This is a genomic window from Streptomyces sp. NPDC102279 (assembly GCF_044766365.1).
Lineage (GTDB): Bacteria > Actinomycetota > Actinomycetes > Streptomycetales > Streptomycetaceae > Streptomyces.
In genome coordinates, this window is the sequence record NZ_JBIWLU010000027.1 from 13,485 (window position 1) to 31,331 (window position 17,847).

Annotated in this window: 18 protein-coding genes; 5 read left to right on the plus strand and 13 right to left on the minus strand. The window is 72.8% G+C overall.

The genetic code is table 11. The features are described 5' to 3' along the window. Positions 1–76 precede the first annotated feature (76 nt). The 4 genes from ACIRQH_RS40525 to ACIRQH_RS40540 form a co-directional block, all read right to left on the minus strand. Entirely contained in the window at positions 77–1,360 is a 1,284-nt protein-coding gene (locus tag ACIRQH_RS40525) for an RNA polymerase sigma factor (RefSeq protein WP_388869164.1), read from the minus strand. A gap of 46 nt (positions 1,361–1,406) precedes the next feature. Further along, positions 1,407–1,763, minus strand: coding sequence for a YciI family protein (locus tag ACIRQH_RS40530; protein ID WP_355877019.1), 357 nt, complete (start codon positions 1,761–1,763; stop codon positions 1,407–1,409). Between the two features lie 151 nt (positions 1,764–1,914). Then, positions 1,915–3,114, minus strand: a complete 1,200-nt coding sequence (locus ACIRQH_RS40535; protein ID WP_404230528.1) for an FG-GAP repeat domain-containing protein — start codon at positions 3,112–3,114, stop codon at positions 1,915–1,917. A 346-nt stretch (positions 3,115–3,460) separates the two neighbouring features. After that, positions 3,461–4,489 (minus strand): LacI family DNA-binding transcriptional regulator, encoded by a 1,029-nt coding sequence (locus ACIRQH_RS40540; RefSeq protein ID WP_404230531.1) that lies wholly within the window; start codon positions 4,487–4,489, stop codon positions 3,461–3,463. Between the two features lie 138 nt (positions 4,490–4,627). Here ACIRQH_RS40540 and ACIRQH_RS40545 point away from each other — a divergent pair, with 138 nt between their 5' ends. From ACIRQH_RS40545 to ACIRQH_RS40560, 4 genes are read left to right on the plus strand one after another with little or no spacing between them, the layout of a single operon-like run. After that, positions 4,628–5,935: an extracellular solute-binding protein gene (locus ACIRQH_RS40545; protein WP_358819699.1), complete on the plus strand. Its 1,308-nt coding sequence runs from the start codon at positions 4,628–4,630 to the stop codon at positions 5,933–5,935. Continuing rightward, the gene (locus tag ACIRQH_RS40550) at positions 5,932–6,843 is read left to right on the plus strand and encodes a carbohydrate ABC transporter permease (RefSeq protein ID WP_388869155.1); all 912 of its coding nucleotides are present in this window, start codon (positions 5,932–5,934) and stop codon (positions 6,841–6,843) included. The genes ACIRQH_RS40545 and ACIRQH_RS40550 overlap by 4 nt, the downstream gene beginning before the upstream one ends. 4 nt (positions 6,844–6,847) lie before the next feature. Then, positions 6,848–7,747 (plus strand): carbohydrate ABC transporter permease, encoded by a 900-nt coding sequence (locus tag ACIRQH_RS40555; RefSeq protein ID WP_404230534.1) that lies wholly within the window; start codon positions 6,848–6,850, stop codon positions 7,745–7,747. Positions 7,748–7,797: 50 nt separating this feature from the next. Continuing rightward, a complete protein-coding gene (locus ACIRQH_RS40560) occupies positions 7,798–10,098 on the plus strand; it encodes a glycoside hydrolase family 3 N-terminal domain-containing protein (RefSeq protein ID WP_404230537.1) in 2,301 nt (766 codons plus the stop codon). A gap of 102 nt (positions 10,099–10,200) precedes the next feature. Here the strand turns inward: ACIRQH_RS40560 and ACIRQH_RS40565 are convergent, their stop codons facing one another. Genes ACIRQH_RS40565 through tsaB form a run of 4 tightly spaced genes read right to left on the minus strand, consistent with a single transcriptional unit; the run spans position 10,201 to position 12,695 of the window. Further along, entirely contained in the window at positions 10,201–10,458 is a 258-nt protein-coding gene (locus ACIRQH_RS40565) for a hypothetical protein (RefSeq protein WP_404230540.1), read from the minus strand. Beyond that, entirely contained in the window at positions 10,455–11,558 is a 1,104-nt protein-coding gene (gene tsaD, locus ACIRQH_RS40570; RefSeq protein ID WP_358819695.1) for a tRNA (adenosine(37)-N6)-threonylcarbamoyltransferase complex transferase subunit TsaD, read from the minus strand. The genes ACIRQH_RS40565 and tsaD overlap by 4 nt, the downstream gene beginning before the upstream one ends. Continuing rightward, a complete protein-coding gene (gene rimI, locus ACIRQH_RS40575; RefSeq protein ID WP_358819751.1) occupies positions 11,551–12,024 on the minus strand; it encodes a ribosomal protein S18-alanine N-acetyltransferase in 474 nt (157 codons plus the stop codon). Before rimI ends, tsaD begins: the two co-directional genes overlap by 8 nt. A gap of 17 nt (positions 12,025–12,041) precedes the next feature. Then, positions 12,042–12,695, minus strand: a complete 654-nt coding sequence (gene tsaB, locus ACIRQH_RS40580; RefSeq protein ID WP_404230542.1) for a tRNA (adenosine(37)-N6)-threonylcarbamoyltransferase complex dimerization subunit type 1 TsaB — start codon at positions 12,693–12,695, stop codon at positions 12,042–12,044. A gap of 110 nt (positions 12,696–12,805) precedes the next feature. Between tsaB and ACIRQH_RS40585 the strand changes: the two genes are divergently transcribed. After that, entirely contained in the window at positions 12,806–13,360 is a 555-nt protein-coding gene (locus ACIRQH_RS40585; RefSeq protein WP_358819694.1) for a hypothetical protein, read from the plus strand. Positions 13,361–13,402: 42 nt separating this feature from the next. Here the strand turns inward: ACIRQH_RS40585 and ACIRQH_RS40590 are convergent, their stop codons facing one another. The 5 genes from ACIRQH_RS40590 to ACIRQH_RS40610 all read right to left on the minus strand — a co-directional run bounded on the left by ACIRQH_RS40590 (position 13,403) and on the right by ACIRQH_RS40610 (position 17,821). Beyond that, positions 13,403–13,612, minus strand: coding sequence for a hypothetical protein (locus tag ACIRQH_RS40590; protein WP_358819693.1), 210 nt, complete (start codon positions 13,610–13,612; stop codon positions 13,403–13,405). A gap of 207 nt (positions 13,613–13,819) precedes the next feature. Continuing rightward, positions 13,820–14,353: a tRNA (adenosine(37)-N6)-threonylcarbamoyltransferase complex ATPase subunit type 1 TsaE gene (gene tsaE / locus ACIRQH_RS40595; RefSeq protein WP_358819692.1), complete on the minus strand. Its 534-nt coding sequence runs from the start codon at positions 14,351–14,353 to the stop codon at positions 13,820–13,822. Continuing rightward, positions 14,319–15,551: an alpha/beta fold hydrolase gene (locus ACIRQH_RS40600; RefSeq protein ID WP_388869142.1), complete on the minus strand. Its 1,233-nt coding sequence runs from the start codon at positions 15,549–15,551 to the stop codon at positions 14,319–14,321. The genes tsaE and ACIRQH_RS40600 overlap by 35 nt, the downstream gene beginning before the upstream one ends. A gap of 125 nt (positions 15,552–15,676) precedes the next feature. Further along, a complete protein-coding gene (alr, locus tag ACIRQH_RS40605) occupies positions 15,677–16,849 on the minus strand; it encodes an alanine racemase (protein WP_404230547.1) in 1,173 nt (390 codons plus the stop codon). Positions 16,850–16,942: 93 nt separating this feature from the next. Further along, entirely contained in the window at positions 16,943–17,821 is an 879-nt protein-coding gene (locus ACIRQH_RS40610; RefSeq protein WP_404230550.1) for a L,D-transpeptidase family protein, read from the minus strand. Between the last annotated feature and the right edge of the window lie 26 nt (positions 17,822–17,847).

Genomic DNA, 17,847 nt, shown 5'->3' on the forward strand with positions numbered 1-17,847 from the left:
CACGAGTCACCGAGTCACCGAGTCACCGAGTCACCGAGTCACCGAGTCACCGAGTCACCGAGTCACCGGCGAGGGTTCACGAGCCGGGCAACTCCCTTGCCCGGTCCGTGAGCAGGGCGCGTTCGCGGTCGTTGCGGGCCAGCGCGGCCGCCCGTTCGAACTCGGCCCGCGCCTCCGCCGTCCGGCCGAGCCGGGCCAGCAGATCGCCGCGCACGCTGGGCAGCAGGTGGTAGTCGCGCAGGGCGGGTTCGCCGGTGAGGGCGTCGACGATCTCCAGCGCGGGGCCGGGGCCCTCGGTCATGGAGACGGCCACGGCACGGTTCAGCTCGACGACGGGCGAGGGAACCCGCGTGGCCAGCAGCCCGTACAGGGCGGCGATCCGCGACCAGTCCGTGTCCTCGTAGGTGAGGGCCTGCGCGTGGCAGGCGGCGATGGCGGCCTGGAGGGCGTACGGCCCGGGGCTGCCGGTGGCGACGGCGTTGGAGCGGCCCAGCGCGGTGAAGCCCCGGCGGATCAGCATGCGGTTCCAGCGGCGGCGGTTCTGGTCCCTGAGCAGGACGGGTTCGCCACCGGGTCCGGTCCGGGCGGCGGCGCGTGACTCCTGGAGTTCCAGCAGGGCCGCGAGGGCGTGCACCTCGGGCTCCTTCGGCATCAGCTCGGCGAGCACGCGGGCCAGCCGGAGCGCGTCCTCGCACAGCGCCGGGCGCAGCAGGTCGTCGCCCGCCGTTGCCGCGTACCCCTCGTTGAACACGAGGTAGATGACCTCCAGCACGGACCCGAGGCGGGCCTCGCGCTCCGGCCCGTACGGCACCTCGAAGGCGACCGCCTTGGCCGCGAGCGTCCGCTTGGCGCGCACGATGCGCTGGGCGACCGTCGCCTCCGGGACGAGGTAGGCGCGGGCGATCTCGGGGGTGGTCAGACCGCCGACGAGCCGCAGGGTGAGTGCGATCCGGGCCTCGGCGGACAGCACGGGGTGGCACGCGGTGAAGACCAGGCGGAGCAGGTCGTCGTCGATGTCGTCCGGATCCGCGGGCTCGTCGACGTGGTGCGGCGCCGACAGCGAGAGGTCCCGCCCGACCTCCTCCAGCTTGCGCGCGTAGCGCTCCCTGCGGCGTACGAGGTCGATCGCGCGGTGCTTGGCCGTCGCCGTCAGCCAGGCGCCGGGGTTGTCCGGCACGCCGTCCCGCGGCCACTGCTCCAGCGCCGCGACCAGGGCGTCCTGCGCGAGCTCCTCGGCGATGCCGACGTCACGCACGATGCGCGCGACGCCCGCGATGATGCGGGGCGACTCGATGCGGAAGATGGTCTCGACGGCCGCGTCGACGCCGCCGCCGGGGGCCTGGGTGGGCTGTTGTTCCACAGCCCACCATCAGACACCCGCGACGGCCCCCGGCCAAGCGGACCGCTCAGCCTCCGGCGATCTCGCGCACCTCGCAGGTCACCGTCCAGTGCTCCTCGTGCACCTTCAGGAACCGCTTGGTCCACTCCAGGGCCTCGGCCATGTCCTTGCACTGCATGATCGCGTAGCCGCCGACGACCTCCTTGGACTCGGTGAAGGGCCCGTCGGTGACGGTCAGTTCGCCGCCCGACCACAGGACGCGCTTGCCCTGGGCGGAGGGCGTCAGACCCTCGGTCTCCAGCATGACGCCCGCCTTGGTGATCTCCTCGATCAGTTCGCCCATGCGCTGCATCAGCTCGGGGCTGGGGCCCTCGGCGGGCGCGGTCCTCTCGTCGATCTGGACGAGCGACAGGTAGCGGGGCATGGTGACTCCTCGTGTCTCGGTGACTCTCGGGGACGGGGTCCGTCCCCGCCTCTCACCTGTGCGTCGATCGGGGGACGACGGTTTCGACACCGTCCCGGCAATTCCTCGAAGTTTTTCGTCGTCTGCTTCGAAGTCTCTTCCCCGGACGAGGTCAGCGCCTGTGGACCGGCACCGGGACGGCTCCCGCCGGGCAGCCGGAGAGGGTGCGGAGCGGGGCCTTTCCGGCGCGCTCGCCGGGTGCCGCGGCGACCAGGTCGGGACAGCCGTCACCGTCGGTGTCCAGGAGCCGCACCCCGGCTCCGGACCCAGCGTCGAGCACGTCGGCTCCCGCCGCCCCGGGCCCCTCCGGCGCAGGCGACGCCGTCACCGTTGCCCACACCGCGCCCTCGCCGACCCCGGCGGCGGAGCCGTGCGCGATGTCGAACCGGCGGGCGGGCTCGGGGCCGGACCCGGCACCGGCACCGGCACCGGCACCGACGTCCGCGACGACGTCCGCGTAGCCGTCTCCGTCGAGGTCGCCGACCGCGACGGCGGGGCCGCCCCGGTGTCCGGCGGTGCGGACCGGCCCGGCAGAGGTGGAGCGGTAGACGTACGTGCAGGATGCGCCCGCGCCGCAGTGCGCGGAGAGCACCAGGTCGTCGCGGCCGTCGCCGTCGACGTCCCCGGTGGCACCGCCGACGACACCGACGTGCGCGAGTCCGCCGGGATCGAGCGCGGCCGACCGGGCGGGAACGCCCAAACGGCGCACCGGGCCGGTCCAGACGGTCGCCTCGGTGCCCGCGGCTCCGTCCCCGGCGCCGGGCCGGAAGAGCACCAGGTCCAGCAGGCCGTCGCCGTCGAAGTCGCCCGTCTGCCCGACGGCGGCGGGCACGGAGGTGGCGCCGGACAGACCGTGCGGACCGCCCCAGACGATCACCGCGTCACTCGTCGCCGCGGTGGTGACGACCAGGTCCGCGTAGCCGTCGGCGTCCAGGTCCCCCCGCGAGACCCGGGACCCGAACCCCTCCCCCGCGACCGGTGCGCCCGGAACACCCCCGGTGGCGCGGCTGATCACGGCCCGTCGGCCCCCTTCCCCCGGGGACGAGCCGTCCGGGCCGCCGTACAGCACCGTGACGCGGCCGGCGTCCTGCCGTCCGCCGACCGTGGCGTGGCCGTCGCCGACCGCGAGGTCCGGGTATCCGTCACCGTCGAAGTCCTCGCGTACGGGAGAGGCGGCGGGGACGGGGACGAAGGCGGGCGTGACGGGGACGGTCGTCACGCCCGCCGGACCGCGTCCGGTGGGCGCCACCACGGCCAGCAGGAGCACGGCGAGGGATCCCGCCCACCGTGTGCGCGGACGCGGGGAATTCATCAGCGGGCCCTCCCGTCACGGTCACAGGCTCACCGCACGAGACTCGCCGGTCGGCGCATTGGTTGTACGCACCACCGGCGAGCACCCCCCGAAGGGGCCAAGGGGAATGGGCTGTTCGGAAGGGGCCGCGCCGGCGATGGCCACCGCCCTTCCACCTACGTCGTGGAAGCGGCCGGCTCTCGCGGCAGCCGTCTCTCTCAGGGGAGGCATCCCGCTCGCGGGGCCTCTCGCGGGCGGTGTCACTCGCCGGGGGGCAGCTCTCGCGGCAGACGTCTTCGAAAGTTTCGGTCACAGGTCCGACCGACTCCGGAGGAGCGCGAGGGAGGCCTCGTCCCGGGTCCGCCGTTCACGCCGGAGGCGCCCCCGTGCTGCTGCGGACCACCAGGCTGGTCGCCAGCTCCATGCGCGTCCCCGCCGCGGGCCTCTCCTGGCGGCCCAGTTCGAGCACCAGCTTCGCCGCAGCCTCGGCCATCTCCATCAGGGGCTGCCGTACGGTCGTCAGTGGCGGCCCCACCCAACGCGCCACCGGAAGATCGTCGAAGCCGACGACGCTCAGGTCCTCGGGAATGCGCAGCCCCAACTCGCGAGCCGCCTCGTAGAGGCCGAGCGCCTGGAGGTCGTTGCCGGCGAAGACAGCCGTGGGCCGGTCGGGCCGGCGCAGGAGTTCGAGCCCGGCCCGGTAGCCGCTCTCGTGATGGAAGGTGCCGGGGAGGATCAGGCCGGAGTCGACGGGCAGCCCCGCCGTCTCCAACGCGGCACGATAGCCGTCGACCCGGGCGCGGCTGCACATCATCTGCGAGGGCCCGGTGATCGCACCGATCCGGGTGTGGCCGAGCTCGATCAGATGGCGCGTCGCGGCGAGTCCTCCGTGCCAGTTGGTGGCGCCGATGGACGGCACGTCGTCGCCCGGGTCACCGGCCGGATCCATCACGACGAACGGGACGGATCTGCTGGTCAGCAGTGCCCGCCCGGACTCGTCGAGACCGGACAGCACCAGGATCACGCCGTACGGTCGGCGGGCCGCGACCTGGTCGGCCCAGGTCCTGCCCGGGGTCAGCCGGCCGGCGCTCTCCGACAGCACCACGCTCAGCCCCTCCTCCCGGGCGACGTTCTCGACCCCCCGGATGACCTCCATCGCCCAGGCGCTCTCCAGCTCGTGGAAGACGAGGTCGATGAGGGGCGACCGCGTCGACTCCGCCCTGCGCCGCCGGTATCCGTGGTCACGCAGCAGCTCCTCGACCCGGCTGCGGGTCGCCGGGGCGACATCGGCGCGGCCGTTGAGCACCTTCGAAACAGTCGGGGCCGACACCCCTGCCTCTCGGGCGATCTCAGCGAGCGTCGCCGTCCTTGCTTCCACGGAATTCCCAGGCTTCATGTCCGCGATCGTATCCCTGCGCGACCTCTTGACGAACCCTCCGGATCGCCCTACGTTCCCGGAACATTCGAAGTTTCCTTCGAAACATTCGCGTCGGCTCGTCGTGGAGTCTTCGCGCATACCGAGAGGTGCCGTCCCATGGAGTCCTACAGCAGACGTTGGTTCCTCGGCGCGGGCGCGACCGCCCTGGCCTCCGTCGGCGGGCTCACCGCTTGCGGCTCCGACAACGACTCGGGCGGCGGCGGCACGCTCACCGCCTTCGTCTACGGAGACGACGCGGCGAAGATCCAGGTCAAGTCCGTCAGCCGGTTCAACGCGTCGGCCGCGGCGAAGAAGACCAAGGGCACGGTCAAACTGCAGAAGGTGCCCGCCACGGACTACCCGGCGAAGCTGCGCACCGCGATGGGATCGCCCAACGCCCCCGACGTGTTCTTCAACTGGGGCGGCGGCTCGATCAAGGCGTACAAGGACGCCGGCCAGCTGGTCGACCTGACCGACATCATCGCGTCCGACCCGGTGCTCAAGAGCGGCTTCCTGCCGTCGGTGCTCAGCGCGGGCGGCCTGGACGGCAAGAACTACGGCGTGCCGATGCGGGGCATGCAGCCCGTGATCCTCTTCTACAACAAGACCGTCTTCGAGGAGCACAAGCTCCAGCCGCCCACCACCTGGGACCAGTTGCTCGACATCAACGCCAAGCTGAAGAAGGCGAAGATCACCCCGTTCGCGCTGGGCGGCTCGGACATCTGGCCCGAGCTGATGTGGCTGGAGTACCTGGTCGACCGGATCGGCGGTCCCGATGTCTTCGACAAGATCAAGAACGGCGACGCCTCCGGCTGGGGCGACCCGGCCGTCCTCAAGGCCGCCCAGACCGTCAAGGAGCTGATCGACGACGGAGCCTTCGGCAAGGGCTACAGCTCGGTGGGCTACGGCAACGGCGGCGCTCCCGCGGTCTTCGCCAAGGGCAGGGCGGCGATGCACCTGATGGGATCGTGGGAGTACTCCACGCAGCTCGGCAAGTTCCCGGACTTCGCCAAGAAGAACATGGGATGGTGCGCCTTCCCGAAGTTCGAGGGCGGCGCGGGCGACATCCGCAACGTGGTCGGCAATCCCACCAACTACTGGTCGGTGAACTCGCGTACCTCCAACAAGGACGCGGCGATCGCCTTCCTGCGGGACAGCGCGTCCGAGGCCTACACCAAGGAACTCATCGCCAACGGCGACGTGCCGGCCACCTCGAACGCGGCGAGCCTGCTGGACGCCTCGCCCAACCCGGAGTTCGCCAAGTTCCAGTACCAGATGGTGCAGGACGCACCGGCGTTCACGCTGAGCTGGGACCAGGCGGTTGCCCCGAACGTCTCCACCCCGATGCTCACCGAGGTCAACAAGCTGTTCGTGGGCAAGTCCTCGCCGACGCAGTTCGTGTCGGCGCTCAAGGGGCTGAAGTGAGCACAGCGCACGTCAAGGGCGGTCCGCACACCGCGGGCCGCCCCCGCTCCGCCGGACGCAACCGGGCCGGCCGCCCGAGCGCGGCACTGGCCCTGCCCGCCATCCTGTTCTTCGCGTTCTTCGCCATCGCCCCGATGGTCCTGGCCTTCTACCTCTCGTTCACCCAGTGGAACGGCCTGGGCGACCCGCGACCGGTCGGCCTGGCGAACTGGCGCAAACTGCTGAACGACGACCGGCTGACCCAGTCGCTGACGGTCACCGTGGCCCTGACCGTGGTGAGCTGGGCGTTCCAGACGGTGCTCTCGCTGCTGCTGGGCGTGTGGGCGGCGGGCAGGCAGCGCAACCGCGCGATCCTCTCGGCGATCTTCTTCACGCCGTTCCTGCTGTCGTCGACAGCGATCTCCCTGCTGTTCTACTCACTGCTCGACCCGAACTTCGGCATCATCCACGCGGACACGCTCGGCACCACCAGCGGCGCCTTCCTCGCGATCGTGTTCGTCGGCGGCTGGCAGTTCATCCCGTTCCACACGCTGATCTACCAGGGTGGCGCACGGCAGATCCCCGAGGTGCTCTACCAGGCGGCGGCCATCGACGGCGCCGGACGCCTGCGCCAGTTCTTCTCGATCACGCTGCCCCAGCTGCGCAACACGGCCACCACGTCCGGTGTGCTGATGATCGTCGGTTCGCTCACGTACTTCGAGACGGTCCTGATCCTCACCCAGGGCGGCCCCGGCACCGACACGGCGATCCTGCCGTACCTGATGTACCAGGCGGGCTTCAAGAGCTACGACTTCGGCTACGCGAGCGCGGTGGCCTCGTTCCTGGTGATCGCCGCGACCGCGTTGTCCCTGCTGATGGTGAGACTCTCCGGCTTCGGCGCGATGCGCAGCACCCGGGAAGGGATGTGACGAGATGGCACACGACACGTTGCGGCGCCCGGTGAAGACCACCCCCGCCGCGGGCCCCGACCGGAGCGCGCCCCGCCGCCGGCACTGGTCACGGCGTGCCAACCCGCTCGCCGGCCTCGGTTCGATGATCTGGCTGGCCGTCGTGGTCGTCCCGGTCTACGCGATGATCTCGGCCTCGCTCACCCACCAGAGCGAGGCACTGGGCCACAACGCCCTGAAGCCGCCGTCCCACCCGACCCTGGACAACTACGACACCGTCCTGCACAACGGCTTCGGCCACCTGCTGTGGAACACCGCGCTCGTGGCGGCCGCGGTCGTGGTGATCGTCCTGGCGCTGTGCGTCCCGCTCTCCTACGTCGCCGTGCGGACCCGGAGCGTGTGGTCGGGGGCCGCCTTCCGGCTCTTCCTGCTGGGTGTGGCGATCCCGGCGCAGGCCGTCGTGGTCCCCCTGTACCTGATGATCGCCAAGCTGGACCTGTACGACAGCCTGCTCGCGATCATCCTGCCGACGGCCGCTTTCGCGATGCCGGTGTCGGTGCTGATCCTCACCGGCACGCTGCGGGACATCTCGGAGGACCTGTACGAGGCGATGGGACTGGACGGCGCCTCCACCACCCGGATGCTGTTCCAACTGGTCATCCCGCTGGCCAAGGGCGGCATCAGCACCGTGGTCATCTACTCGGCGCTGCAAGCCTGGAACGGGCTCCTCTTCCCGCTGATCTTCACGCAGTCCGACGGCCCCCGGGTGCTGACCCTCGGCCTGTTCAACTACGTCAGCGAGTTCGGCGTGAACATCCCCGCGCTGCTGGCCTCCGTGGTCCTCTCCGGTGTCCCGATCTTCGCCGTGTACCTGGTGGCCCGCCGCGCGCTGGTCGGCGGCCTCATGGGTGTGGGCGGCAAGTGAACGTGGACGACCAGGGGCAGTCGACCCCCCTTTTCCCTGACAGGAGTTCCATGACCACCGCTCCCTGGCGCGACCCCTCCCTCACCCCGGCAGCCCGCGTCGACGACCTGCTCTCCCGGATGACCCTGGAGGAGAAGACCGCCCAGCTGTACGGCGTGTGGGTGGGCGCGGCGACGGACGGCGACGGAGTCGCCCCGCTCCAGCACGAGATGGCCGCCGACCAGGACTGGGACGAGCTGATCACGCTCGGGCTCGGCCAGCTGACCCGCTCCTTCGGCACGGCACCGGTGGACCCGCAGCTCGGCGCGCGGGCCCTGGCCCGCGCCCAGCGCGCGATCGCCGACGCCGGCCGCTTCGGCATTCCGGCGGTCGCCCACGAGGAGTGCCTGGCGGGATTCACCGCCTGGCGCGCGACGGCCTACCCCGTCCCGCTCGCCTGGGGCGCCACCTTCGACCCGGGACTGGTCGAGGAGCTGGGCCGGCGCATCGGCGACGACCTGCGCTCGGTCGGCGTGCACCAGGGACTGGCCCCCGTCCTCGACGTGGTCCGCGACCTGCGCTGGGGCCGGGTGGAGGAGACGATCGGCGAGGACCCGTACCTCGTCGGCACGATCGGTACGGCGTACGTGCGCGGCCTGGAGTCGGCCGGGATCGTCGCCACCCTGAAGCACTTCGCCGGGTACGCGTCCTCGGCGGGCGGCCGGAACCTGGCTCCGGTGCGGGCGGGCGGACGGGAGTTCGCGGACGTCACGCTGCCGCCGTTCGAGATGGCGCTGCGGGAGGGCGGCGCCCGTTCGGTGATGGCGGCGTACAACGAGACGGACGGCGTGCCGGCGTCGGCGGACGCGCGGCTGCTGACCGAACTCCTGCGGGAGGAGTGGGGCTTCACCGGAACCGTGGTCGCCGACTACTTCGGCGTCGGTTTCCTGCAGACCCTGCACCGGGTCGCGGGAAGCCCGGCCGAGGCGGCGCACGCGGCCCTGGAGGCGGGCATCGACGTCGAACTGCCGACGGTGAAGTGCTACGGAAAGCCGCTGGTGGACGCCGTACGGAGCGGAAGCACCCCGGAGTCGCTGATCGACCGGGCGGCCCGTCGCGTGCTACTGCAGAAGTGCGAACTGGGCCTCCTGGACGAGGACTGGAGGCCGGAGCCCGAAGGCCCCGTCGACCTGGACTCGACGGCCAACCGCGACCTGGCCGGCCGCCTCGCCGAGGCGTCGGTGGTCCTGCTGGACAACCCGGCCGGGGTACTGCCGCTGGCCCCCGGGATCCGCGTCGCGGTCGTCGGCCCCCGCGCGGCGGACCCGCTCGCGATGCTCGGCTGCTACTCCTTCCCGTCCCATGTGCTCACGCACCATCCCGACGTGCCGGCAGGCATCGACATCCCCACCGTCCTCGACTCCCTGCGCTCCGAACTCCCGGACGCCAAGGTGACGTTCGCGGAGGGCTGTGGCGTCTCGGACCCCGACCCCTCCGGTTTCGCGGAGGCGGTGGCGCGGGCGTCCGAGGCAGACGTGTGCGTGGCGGTCCTCGGCGATCGTGCCGGACTGTTCGGCCGGGGCACCTCCGGTGAGGGCTGCGACGCCGCGGACCTCCGGTTGCCCGGCGTACAGGGCGAGTTGCTGGACGCGCTGGTCGCCACGGGCGTTCCGGTGGTGCTCGTCCTGCTGACCGGCCGCCCCTACGCGCTGGGCCGCTGGGACGGCCGTCTGGGCGCGGTGGTGCAGGCGTTCTTCCCGGGAGAGGAGGGCGGCCCGGCGGTGGCCGGCGTCCTGTCCGGGCGCGTCAACCCCTCGGGGCGCCTCCCGGTGAGCGTGCCGCGGCTGCCCGGATCCCAGCCCTGGACCTACCTCCAGCCCCCGCTCGGCCTCGCGAACGAGGTGAGCAACCTGGACCCGACCCCGTTGCACGCCTTCGGCCACGGCCGCTCGTACACGTCGTTCGCGTGGGAGGACTTCCAGGGTGCGGACGCCGAGATCACGACGGACGGCTCGTACGACGTCTCGCTCACCGTCCGCAACACCGGTGACCGCGACGGCACCGAGGTCGTCCAGCTCTACCTGCACGACCCGGTGGCGTCGGTGACCCGTCCGGACGTGCGCCTGATCGGCTACCAGCGCCTGGACCTGGCGCCCGGTGAGTCCCGCCGGGTCACCTTCGGATTCCACGCGGACCTGTCGGCCTTCACCGACCGCGCGGGCGAGCGGGTGGTCGAGCCGGGCGCGCTGGAGCTGCGGCTGGGGGCGTCGAGCGCGGAGGCGCGGCACACCGCCCGGCTGACACTGACCGGGCCACGACGGCTGCCGGGCACGGACCGGCGGCTGCGCTGCGAGGTGACGACGCACGCCTGAGGTCCATCGCGGGAACGCTCCCGCGGGGTCGGGTGGATCAGGTCCACCGGCTCCGCGGGGGCGTTTCCGGCACCGGCCCCACCGGTGACGGTCCGCGGACCGTCAGTCCTCCGTCACCGACTCGAACCGCCACCGGTGCACGGCGCGTGTCACCAACTCCCCGTCGGGCTCCGGGAGTTCAGGCAGTTCGACGTCGTACGCGGCGTTCCACCAGGTGATGACCAGGACCCGGTCCTGCGGCGCCCGCAGGATCTCGCGCCGCACCGGCTCCCCCGTGATCTCCTGCCGCCGCACCCAGGCGATCAGGTCCCCACCTCGGCCGGCGACGGCCCGGGCCTCCCACATCAGCGCGACGGTCACGAGTAGAGGTTCTCCTTGGAGACCTCGTGCACGTGATCGTGCGTGTGCGTGTGCGCGTGCCCCGGCACGTGCGGCTCGGTCACCGGCAGGGACGAGTCCGCGGACAGGTCCCAGTCGGAGGGGGCGCGGTTGCGGGCGACCATCTCGGCGCCGAGCGCTGCCACCATCGCGCCGTTGTCCGTGCACAGCTTCGGGCGCGGCACCCGCAGGCGGATCCCGGCGGCCTCGCAGCGCTCCTGGGCGAGCACGCGCAGCCGCGAGTTGGCGGCCACACCGCCGCCGATCATCAGGTGGTCGACACCCTGGTCCTTGCAGGCCCGGACGGCCTTGCGGGTGAGCACGTCCACCACGGCCTCCTGGAAGGACGCGGCGACGTCGCGCACCGGCACGTCCTCGCCCGCCGCCCGCCTGGCCTCGATCCAGCGGGCCACGGCGGTCTTCAGACCGGAGAAGGAGAAGTCGTACGCCGGGTCGCGCGGACCGGTCAGGCCGCGCGGGAACGCGATCGCCTTCGGGTCGCCCTCCGTCGCGTACCGGTCGATGACCGGGCCGCCGGGGAAGCCGAGGTTCAGCACGCGCGCGATCTTGTCGAACGCCTCGCCGGCCGCGTCGTCGATGGTCGCGCCCATCGGCCGTACGTCGGAGGTGATGTCGGTGGAGAGCAGCAGCGACGAGTGCCCGCCGGACACCAGCAGGGCCATCGTCGGCTCGGGCAGCGCGCCGTGCTCCAGCTGGTCCACGCAGATGTGGGAGGCGAGGTGGTTGACGCCGTACAGCGGCTTGCCGAGCGCGTACGCGTACGCCTTGGCCGCCGAGACGCCGACGAGCAGCGCGCCGGCGAGACCGGGCCCCGCGGTGACGGCGATGCCGTCCAGGTCCCTGGCCGAGACCCCGGCCTCCTTCAGCGCCCGTTCGATGGTCGGCACCATCGCCTCCAGGTGCGCGCGGGAGGCGACCTCGGGCACGACCCCGCCGAAGCGGGCGTGCTCGTCGACGCTCGACGCGATCGCGTCCGCGAGCAGTGTGGTGCCCCGGACGATGCCGACACCGGTCTCGTCGCAGGAGGTCTCGATGCCGAGGACGAGAGGTTCGTCAGCCATGGGTCTCTGTTCCTTGTACGGAGGCGGAGGGGTCGTGCAGGCGCATCACCAGGGCGTCCACGTTCCCCGGCTGGTAGTAGCCGCGCCGGAAGCCGATGGGCTCGAAGCCGAAGCGCTCGTAGAGCTTCTGCGCGCGCACGTTGTCCACGCGGCACTCCAGCATCACCTCGGCGCAGTCGAAGGCGCTCGCGGCCCGCAGCAGTTCGGTGAGCAGCCGGGCGCCGAGGCCGGTGCCCCACTGGTCCCGGCGTACGGCGATGGTCTGCACGTCGCCGAGATCGCCCGCGGCGGCGAGCCCCGCGTACCCGACGAGGAGGTCGCCGTCCCTGGCCACCAGATAGCGGCGGGTCGCCTGCGGCCCGCGCGCGTGGGCCAGCTCGGACCAGAACATGCCCCGGGACCAGGCGTCGACGGGGAAGAGTTCCTTCTCCAGCTCCAGTACGGGATCGATGTCCCACCAGCGCATCTCGCGCAGTTCGGCGGTCACTTGGGGGTGACCACCTTGTAGTTCTTGGGCACCTGGGCGTCCGGGCGGCGCAGGTACAGCGGCCGGGGCGGCTCCAGTTCCTCGCCCGCGGCCAGCTTCTTGGCGGCCAGCGAGGCGAGCGCGGCGGCCGAGACGTGCTCGGGCGAGCGGGCGTCCGGGAAGGCGTCGGGGTAGAGGAGAGCGCCCGCGCCGACGACGGGCAGCCCGGCGAGCGACTCGGCGATCTCGGCGGGGCGGTCCACGGCGGGCTCCGACACCCGGGTGCGGGGATCGGTGTACCGCGCCCAGTAGACCTCCTTGCGGCGGGCGTCCGTGGCGACGACGAAGGGACCCTCCACGTCGGCCGCGTACGCGAGCCCGTCGAGGGTGCACAGGCCGTGGACGGGCACGCCGAGGGCGAGTCCGAAGGTGTCGGCGGTCATGAGGCCGACACGCAGGCCGGTGTACGGGCCGGGGCCGACGCCCACGACGACGCCGGTGACGGCGTCCAGCCCGAGACCGGCCTCGGTGAGCACCCGGTCGACGGCCGGCAGCAGCAGTTCCCCGTGCCGTCGCGCGTCCACCTGGCTCGACGAGGCGACGACGGCCGTCCCGTCGTGCAGGGCGACGGTGACGGCGGGAGTGGCGGTATCCAGAGCGAGCAAGAGCACGCAAACAGCCTACGGCGCCCGAGCCGGACGTACGGCCGCCCGGGAGTGCCGTCCCTCGGCTGCTACCGTCACAGCAAAGACGTACGAAGGTCGAGAGGTGGGCACACAAGGTGGCTAGGAGCAGCTCGGGATTCGTGGCCGGGCTCACCGTGGCGGCACTCGCCGCAGTCGGCTTCCTCGCCTACCAGGCGTCCGCGAGCGTTCCGGACACCCTGGGCAAACCGAACGCGAGCGCGACGCCGAAGGCCTCCACGTCCAAGGCGCCCCGGGACAAGAAGAACCCCGCCGCACTGCCCGGCCGGTCCGGCAGCGGCGAGCGGGTCGTCTACTCGACCGACGACGACCGGGTGTGGCTGGTCGGCGCGGGCAACAAGGTGCGGCGCACCTTCGAGGTCACCCCCGGCACGGTCGACCCGGCGCCGGGCACCTACGCCGTGACGACGCGGGCGGGCTCGGTCACCGGGTCCGACGGCGTGCCGATCGAGCACCTCGTACGGTTCACGCTGGTCAACGGCGTCGCGATCGGTTTCAGCGCGGCCGTCGACGGTTCCACGACCGCGCCCGACCCCAGCAAGAAGCTCGGCGGCATCCGGGCGTCGCGCGCCGACGCCGACGTGATGTGGGAGTTCGCGGTCGTCAATGTGAAGGTCGTCGTCATCAAGTAGGAAGCCCCTGGCGCCCGCCGACGGTGACACCGGGCGGTGACGTCAGGCGGCCCTGCGGGGCCCCTCGGCGGCGCGGTGCACCCGGTCCGTGGCACGCGGTTCGCCCAAGGGGGCGCGGGGCGGCCGGGAGACGGCCTCCGCCGCGGCGCAGGCCGCCAGCAGGTCCCTCATCGACACCCCGCCCGTCGCGCGCGGCGCCACCGGCACGTCACGGTCCGCGGCCGGCACTGCGGCCGACTCTGAAGCCGACATGGACGCCTCCTGGGGCTTCGGGGGCCAGCGTGGTTAGGTAGACCTAACCACGCACTGGAGTCCATGTGACCACGGGCGGGACGCCGAACGCAATATCTTGCCGACGTCCTGTCGGATAGTTGGCCGAACGTACGACCCGAAGACGCCCGACGGCACGAGCCCGACGCACCGGCCGCTCGGCGGCGCGACACGGCGGGCTCGCCACGGTCAGCGTGCCAGGGCGTCCAGACCGGCGGCGGCCCAGCGCTCGCCGAGCCCGGTCAGCGTCACGTGCCGCACCTCGTCGGTGGTGTCGCCGACGGCGCGGTGGATGACGACGTGCAGCCGGTCGTCGGTCAGCTCCTCGACCTTGCCCTCGCCCCACTCCACGACGATCACGGAGTCGGAGAGCGAGACGTCGAGGTCGAGGTCCTCCATCTCGTCGAGCCCGCCGCCGAGGCGGTACGCGTCGACGTGCACGAGCGGCGGTCCGGCGACGAGGGAGGGGTGCACCCGGGCGATGACGAACGTCGGGGAGGTGACCGCGCCACGCACGCCGAGTCCCTCGCCGAGGCCCCGGGTCAGCGTGGTCTTGCCCGCGCCCAGCTCGCCGTTCAGCATCACGAGATCGCCGGCGCGCAGCAGCGCGGCCAGCCTGCGGCCCAGCTCCTGCATCTGTTCGGGAGAGGTCACGGTGATCTGCGCGCCGGCCCCGTCCCGCGTGGACTCAGCCGGGTTGTGCGCTGCTGCTGGTGCTTCCATAGCCACCCACCGTAGCTCCTGCCGGGACGGCTCCCGCGCGTACCAGGAGGTCGGCGAGGCGGTCGGTGACGACCTCGGGATGCTCCAGCATGACGAGGTGTCCCGCGTCGGGGACGAGCACCAGCTCGGCGTCCGGCAGCAGGTCGGCAATGGCCTCGCTGTGCTCGCTCGGCGTCACCAGGTCCTTGACGCCGGCGAGGACGAGGACGGGCAGCTCGGCGAAGTGCGCGAGCGCGGCCGTCTTGTCGTGGTCGGTGAACGCCGGGTAGAACTCGGCGACCACGTCGATCGGCGTGCCCTCGATCATCCGCTCGGCGAACCGCTCGATCGCCGGGTCGATGTCCCGGCCGGCGAACGAGTAGCGCTTGATGACCCCGGCGAACAGATCGGCGGTGGCCCGCCGTCCGCGCTCCACCAGGGCGGCCTGCTGCCCGAGCGCCTTCAGCACGCCGGGGAGCACCCGCCGGACCGCGTTGACGCCCGCGACCGGCAGCCCGAAGTTGACCTCGCCGAGCCGCCCCGACGACGTACCGACCAGGGCGACGGCGGCGACCCGGTCGCGGATCAGCTCGGGGAACCGGTCGGCGAGCGCCATCACCGTCATGCCGCCCATGGAGTGCCCGACGAGCACGACCGCGCCCTCGGGCACCGCCGCGTCGATGACGGCCTTCAGGTCGCCGCCGAGCTGGTCGATGGTGACCGGCGCGCCGTCCTTCAGCTGGGCCGCGCCCCGCCCGGAGCGTCCGTGGCTGCGCTGGTCCCAGTGCACCGTGCGGACCACCCCGCGCAGCGCGGCACGCTGGAAGTGCCAGGAGTCCTGGTTCAGGCAGTAGCCGTGGCTGAAGACGACGGTGACGGGGGCCGGGGCCTTGCGGCCGAACAGCCGGCGTCGGCGCGGGCCGAGCGGTGCCTCCGGCTCGGCCTCGTCGACCTCGTAGTACAGCTCGGTGCCGTCCTCGGCGAACGCCTTGCCGGGGGTGCCGCGCAGCCCGCCGTACGGGCCGGCCGAGTCCAGGGCGAGACGGGCCTTCCTGCGCATGCCGCGGCCGACCGTGAGCCGCTCTATCGCGACTCCGGCCGCGGCCCCCGCCGCGACCACGCCTATCGCGGCGCCGGCCACCCCGGCCCTGCGCCAGTTCCCAGCGGAGGCGGCGGCCGAGGCCGCACTCACGACAGCCTCCGCGCTGCTCTCGCTCACGTCCCGCTCCTCCTCGTTCCGGCTGTCGGCTCTCGGCCGCGCGCTGTTGGCCCGGCACCCGAACGGCGCGCGCCACCCGCCGCTTTCCGCCCGTCGGGTCCCGCGCACCTGTCGGCCCAGGGGTGTTACCCCACTTGTTCCTCGTTCACCTTCACGTAGACGCGGGGGACGCGGGTTCCGATGCGCGTGACGATTTCGTACGCGATCGTGCCCGCGGCGCGCGCCCAGTCCTCGGCGGTCGGCTCGCCCCGGTCGCCGGGGCCGAACAGGACCGCCCGCGCGCCGGGCTCGGGCTCGTCACCGCCGAGGTCGACGACGAACTGGTCCATGGCCACCCGGCCCGCGACCGTGCGCCACTTCCCGGCGACCAGGACCGGTCCGGTGCCGGAGGCGTGTCGCGGGATGCCGTCCGCGTAGCCGACGGGGACCAGGCCGAGGGTGGTCTCGCCCGGGGTGACGTAGTGATGTCCGTAGCTCACGCCGTGGCCGGCCGGGGCGTGCTTGATCAGGGCCAGCGACGCGCTCAGCGTCATCACCGGGCGCAGTCCGAAGTCGCCCGGCGTACCGACCTCCGGGCTCGGCGAGATCCCGTAGACCGCGATCCCGGTCCGTACGAGATCGAAGTGGCTCTCGGGGAGGGTCAGCGTCGCGGGCGAGTTGGCGATGTGCCGCACCTCGGGGCGCACGCCCTGCTGCTCGGCGTGGGCCACCATCTCGCGGAACAGCGCGAGTTGAGCCTGGATCGAGGGGTGTCCCGGCTCGTCGGCACAGGCGAGGTGCGACCAGAGGCCGGTGACGGTGACGAGCCCGCGCGCCTCGGCGGCGAGGGCGGCCGTGACGAGCCCCGGCCAGTCGGCGGGCTGGCAGCCGCCGCGGCCGAGGCCGGTGTCGGCCTTGAGCTGCACCCGCGCGGGCGCGCCGACGGCCTCGGCGGCGGCCGTGACCTCGCGCAGCGCCCACATGCCGCTGACCGACACGTCGAGGTCGGCCTCGATCGCCTCGGCCCAGGGGCCGCCCGGGGTCCAGAGCCAGCACATGATGCGGCCCGGGATCCCCGCCGCCCGTAGTGCGAGCGCCTCCTCCGGGGTGGCCGTGCCGAGCCAGGTGGCGCCCGCCTCGCGCGCCGCGCGGGCGCACGGGACCGCGCCGTGGCCGTACGCGTCGGACTTGACCACGGCCATCAGGGCCGCGGTCGGCGCGTGGGCGCGCAGGGCCCGCACGTTGGCCCGCAGGGCGGCCAGATCGATCTCGGCGCGGGCGCGCAGGGGTGCCGTCCGCGGGTGTGCTGTCTCTGTCATCGCGCCCCAGTCTCTCAGAGGCGTCCGACACCCTTCCGGCACCGGTCCCCGCGACGGGCCCGGTGGTGGACCCCCACCGGTCCGGACGGCTCCCTAGCTGCCGGGCCTGCGGCCCCACACGTACACGTGGTCGCGGGTCTTGAGGACGCCCCACAGTTTCCGAGCGTCGGCGAGCCGCAGGTTCACGCAGCCCATCGAACCGCCGATGGTGTGGATGCTGCCGTAGACGGCGTGGAAGGCCTGCCCGCCGCTGAAGAACTGGGCGTACGGCATGGGTGCGTTGTACAGCGACGACCAGTGGTTCCTGTGCTTCCAGTAGATCCGGAACCAGCCGGTCCTGGTGCGGTGTCCGGCGCCGCCGCTGCGCATCGCCACCGGCCCGAAGAGGGTCTTGCCGCCCTTCTGCACCCAGGTGAGCTGGCGCTTGAGATCGACGCAGGCGACCCGGTAGGTACGGACCGGGCAGCCGCCCGCGGCCACGGCGCCGGTGTCCGCGCCGGTCGCCGGGCCGGCCGCGGCGTCGGTGGCGGGGCCACCCACCGGGCCGGTCTCCGCACCGGTCGCCGTGTCGGCCGCCGGACCGGTCGTCGCGTCGGCCGTCGCGTCGGCCAGGCCGGTGCGGGCGGACAGCAGGCGCATCCGGGCCCAGGTGACGGGGCCGGCGTAGCCGTTCGCCGGCTTGATGCCGTGCTTCGTCTGGAAGGCCCGCACGGCCTCGCAGTCCGCCGTGGACTGCCTTCCGTCCACGGCGAGCTTCAGCCACCGTTCGACCTGCCGCTGGTGCGGGCCCTTCCCCGCGGCGCACGCCACCGTGGTGCGCCCCGCCATGGCGGGCGACGCCGGTCCGGTCAGCGCACGGCCACCCGCGGGCGGCGGCGGTCCGGGCGCGGCGGCGGCCGTCCCCGCGGGCACGGCCGCCGCCACCGTCAGCAGCACCGCGACCACCCGGCACGCCATTCGTCTGCTCATCATGCGATCAGCCATACGCAACGAGCCGA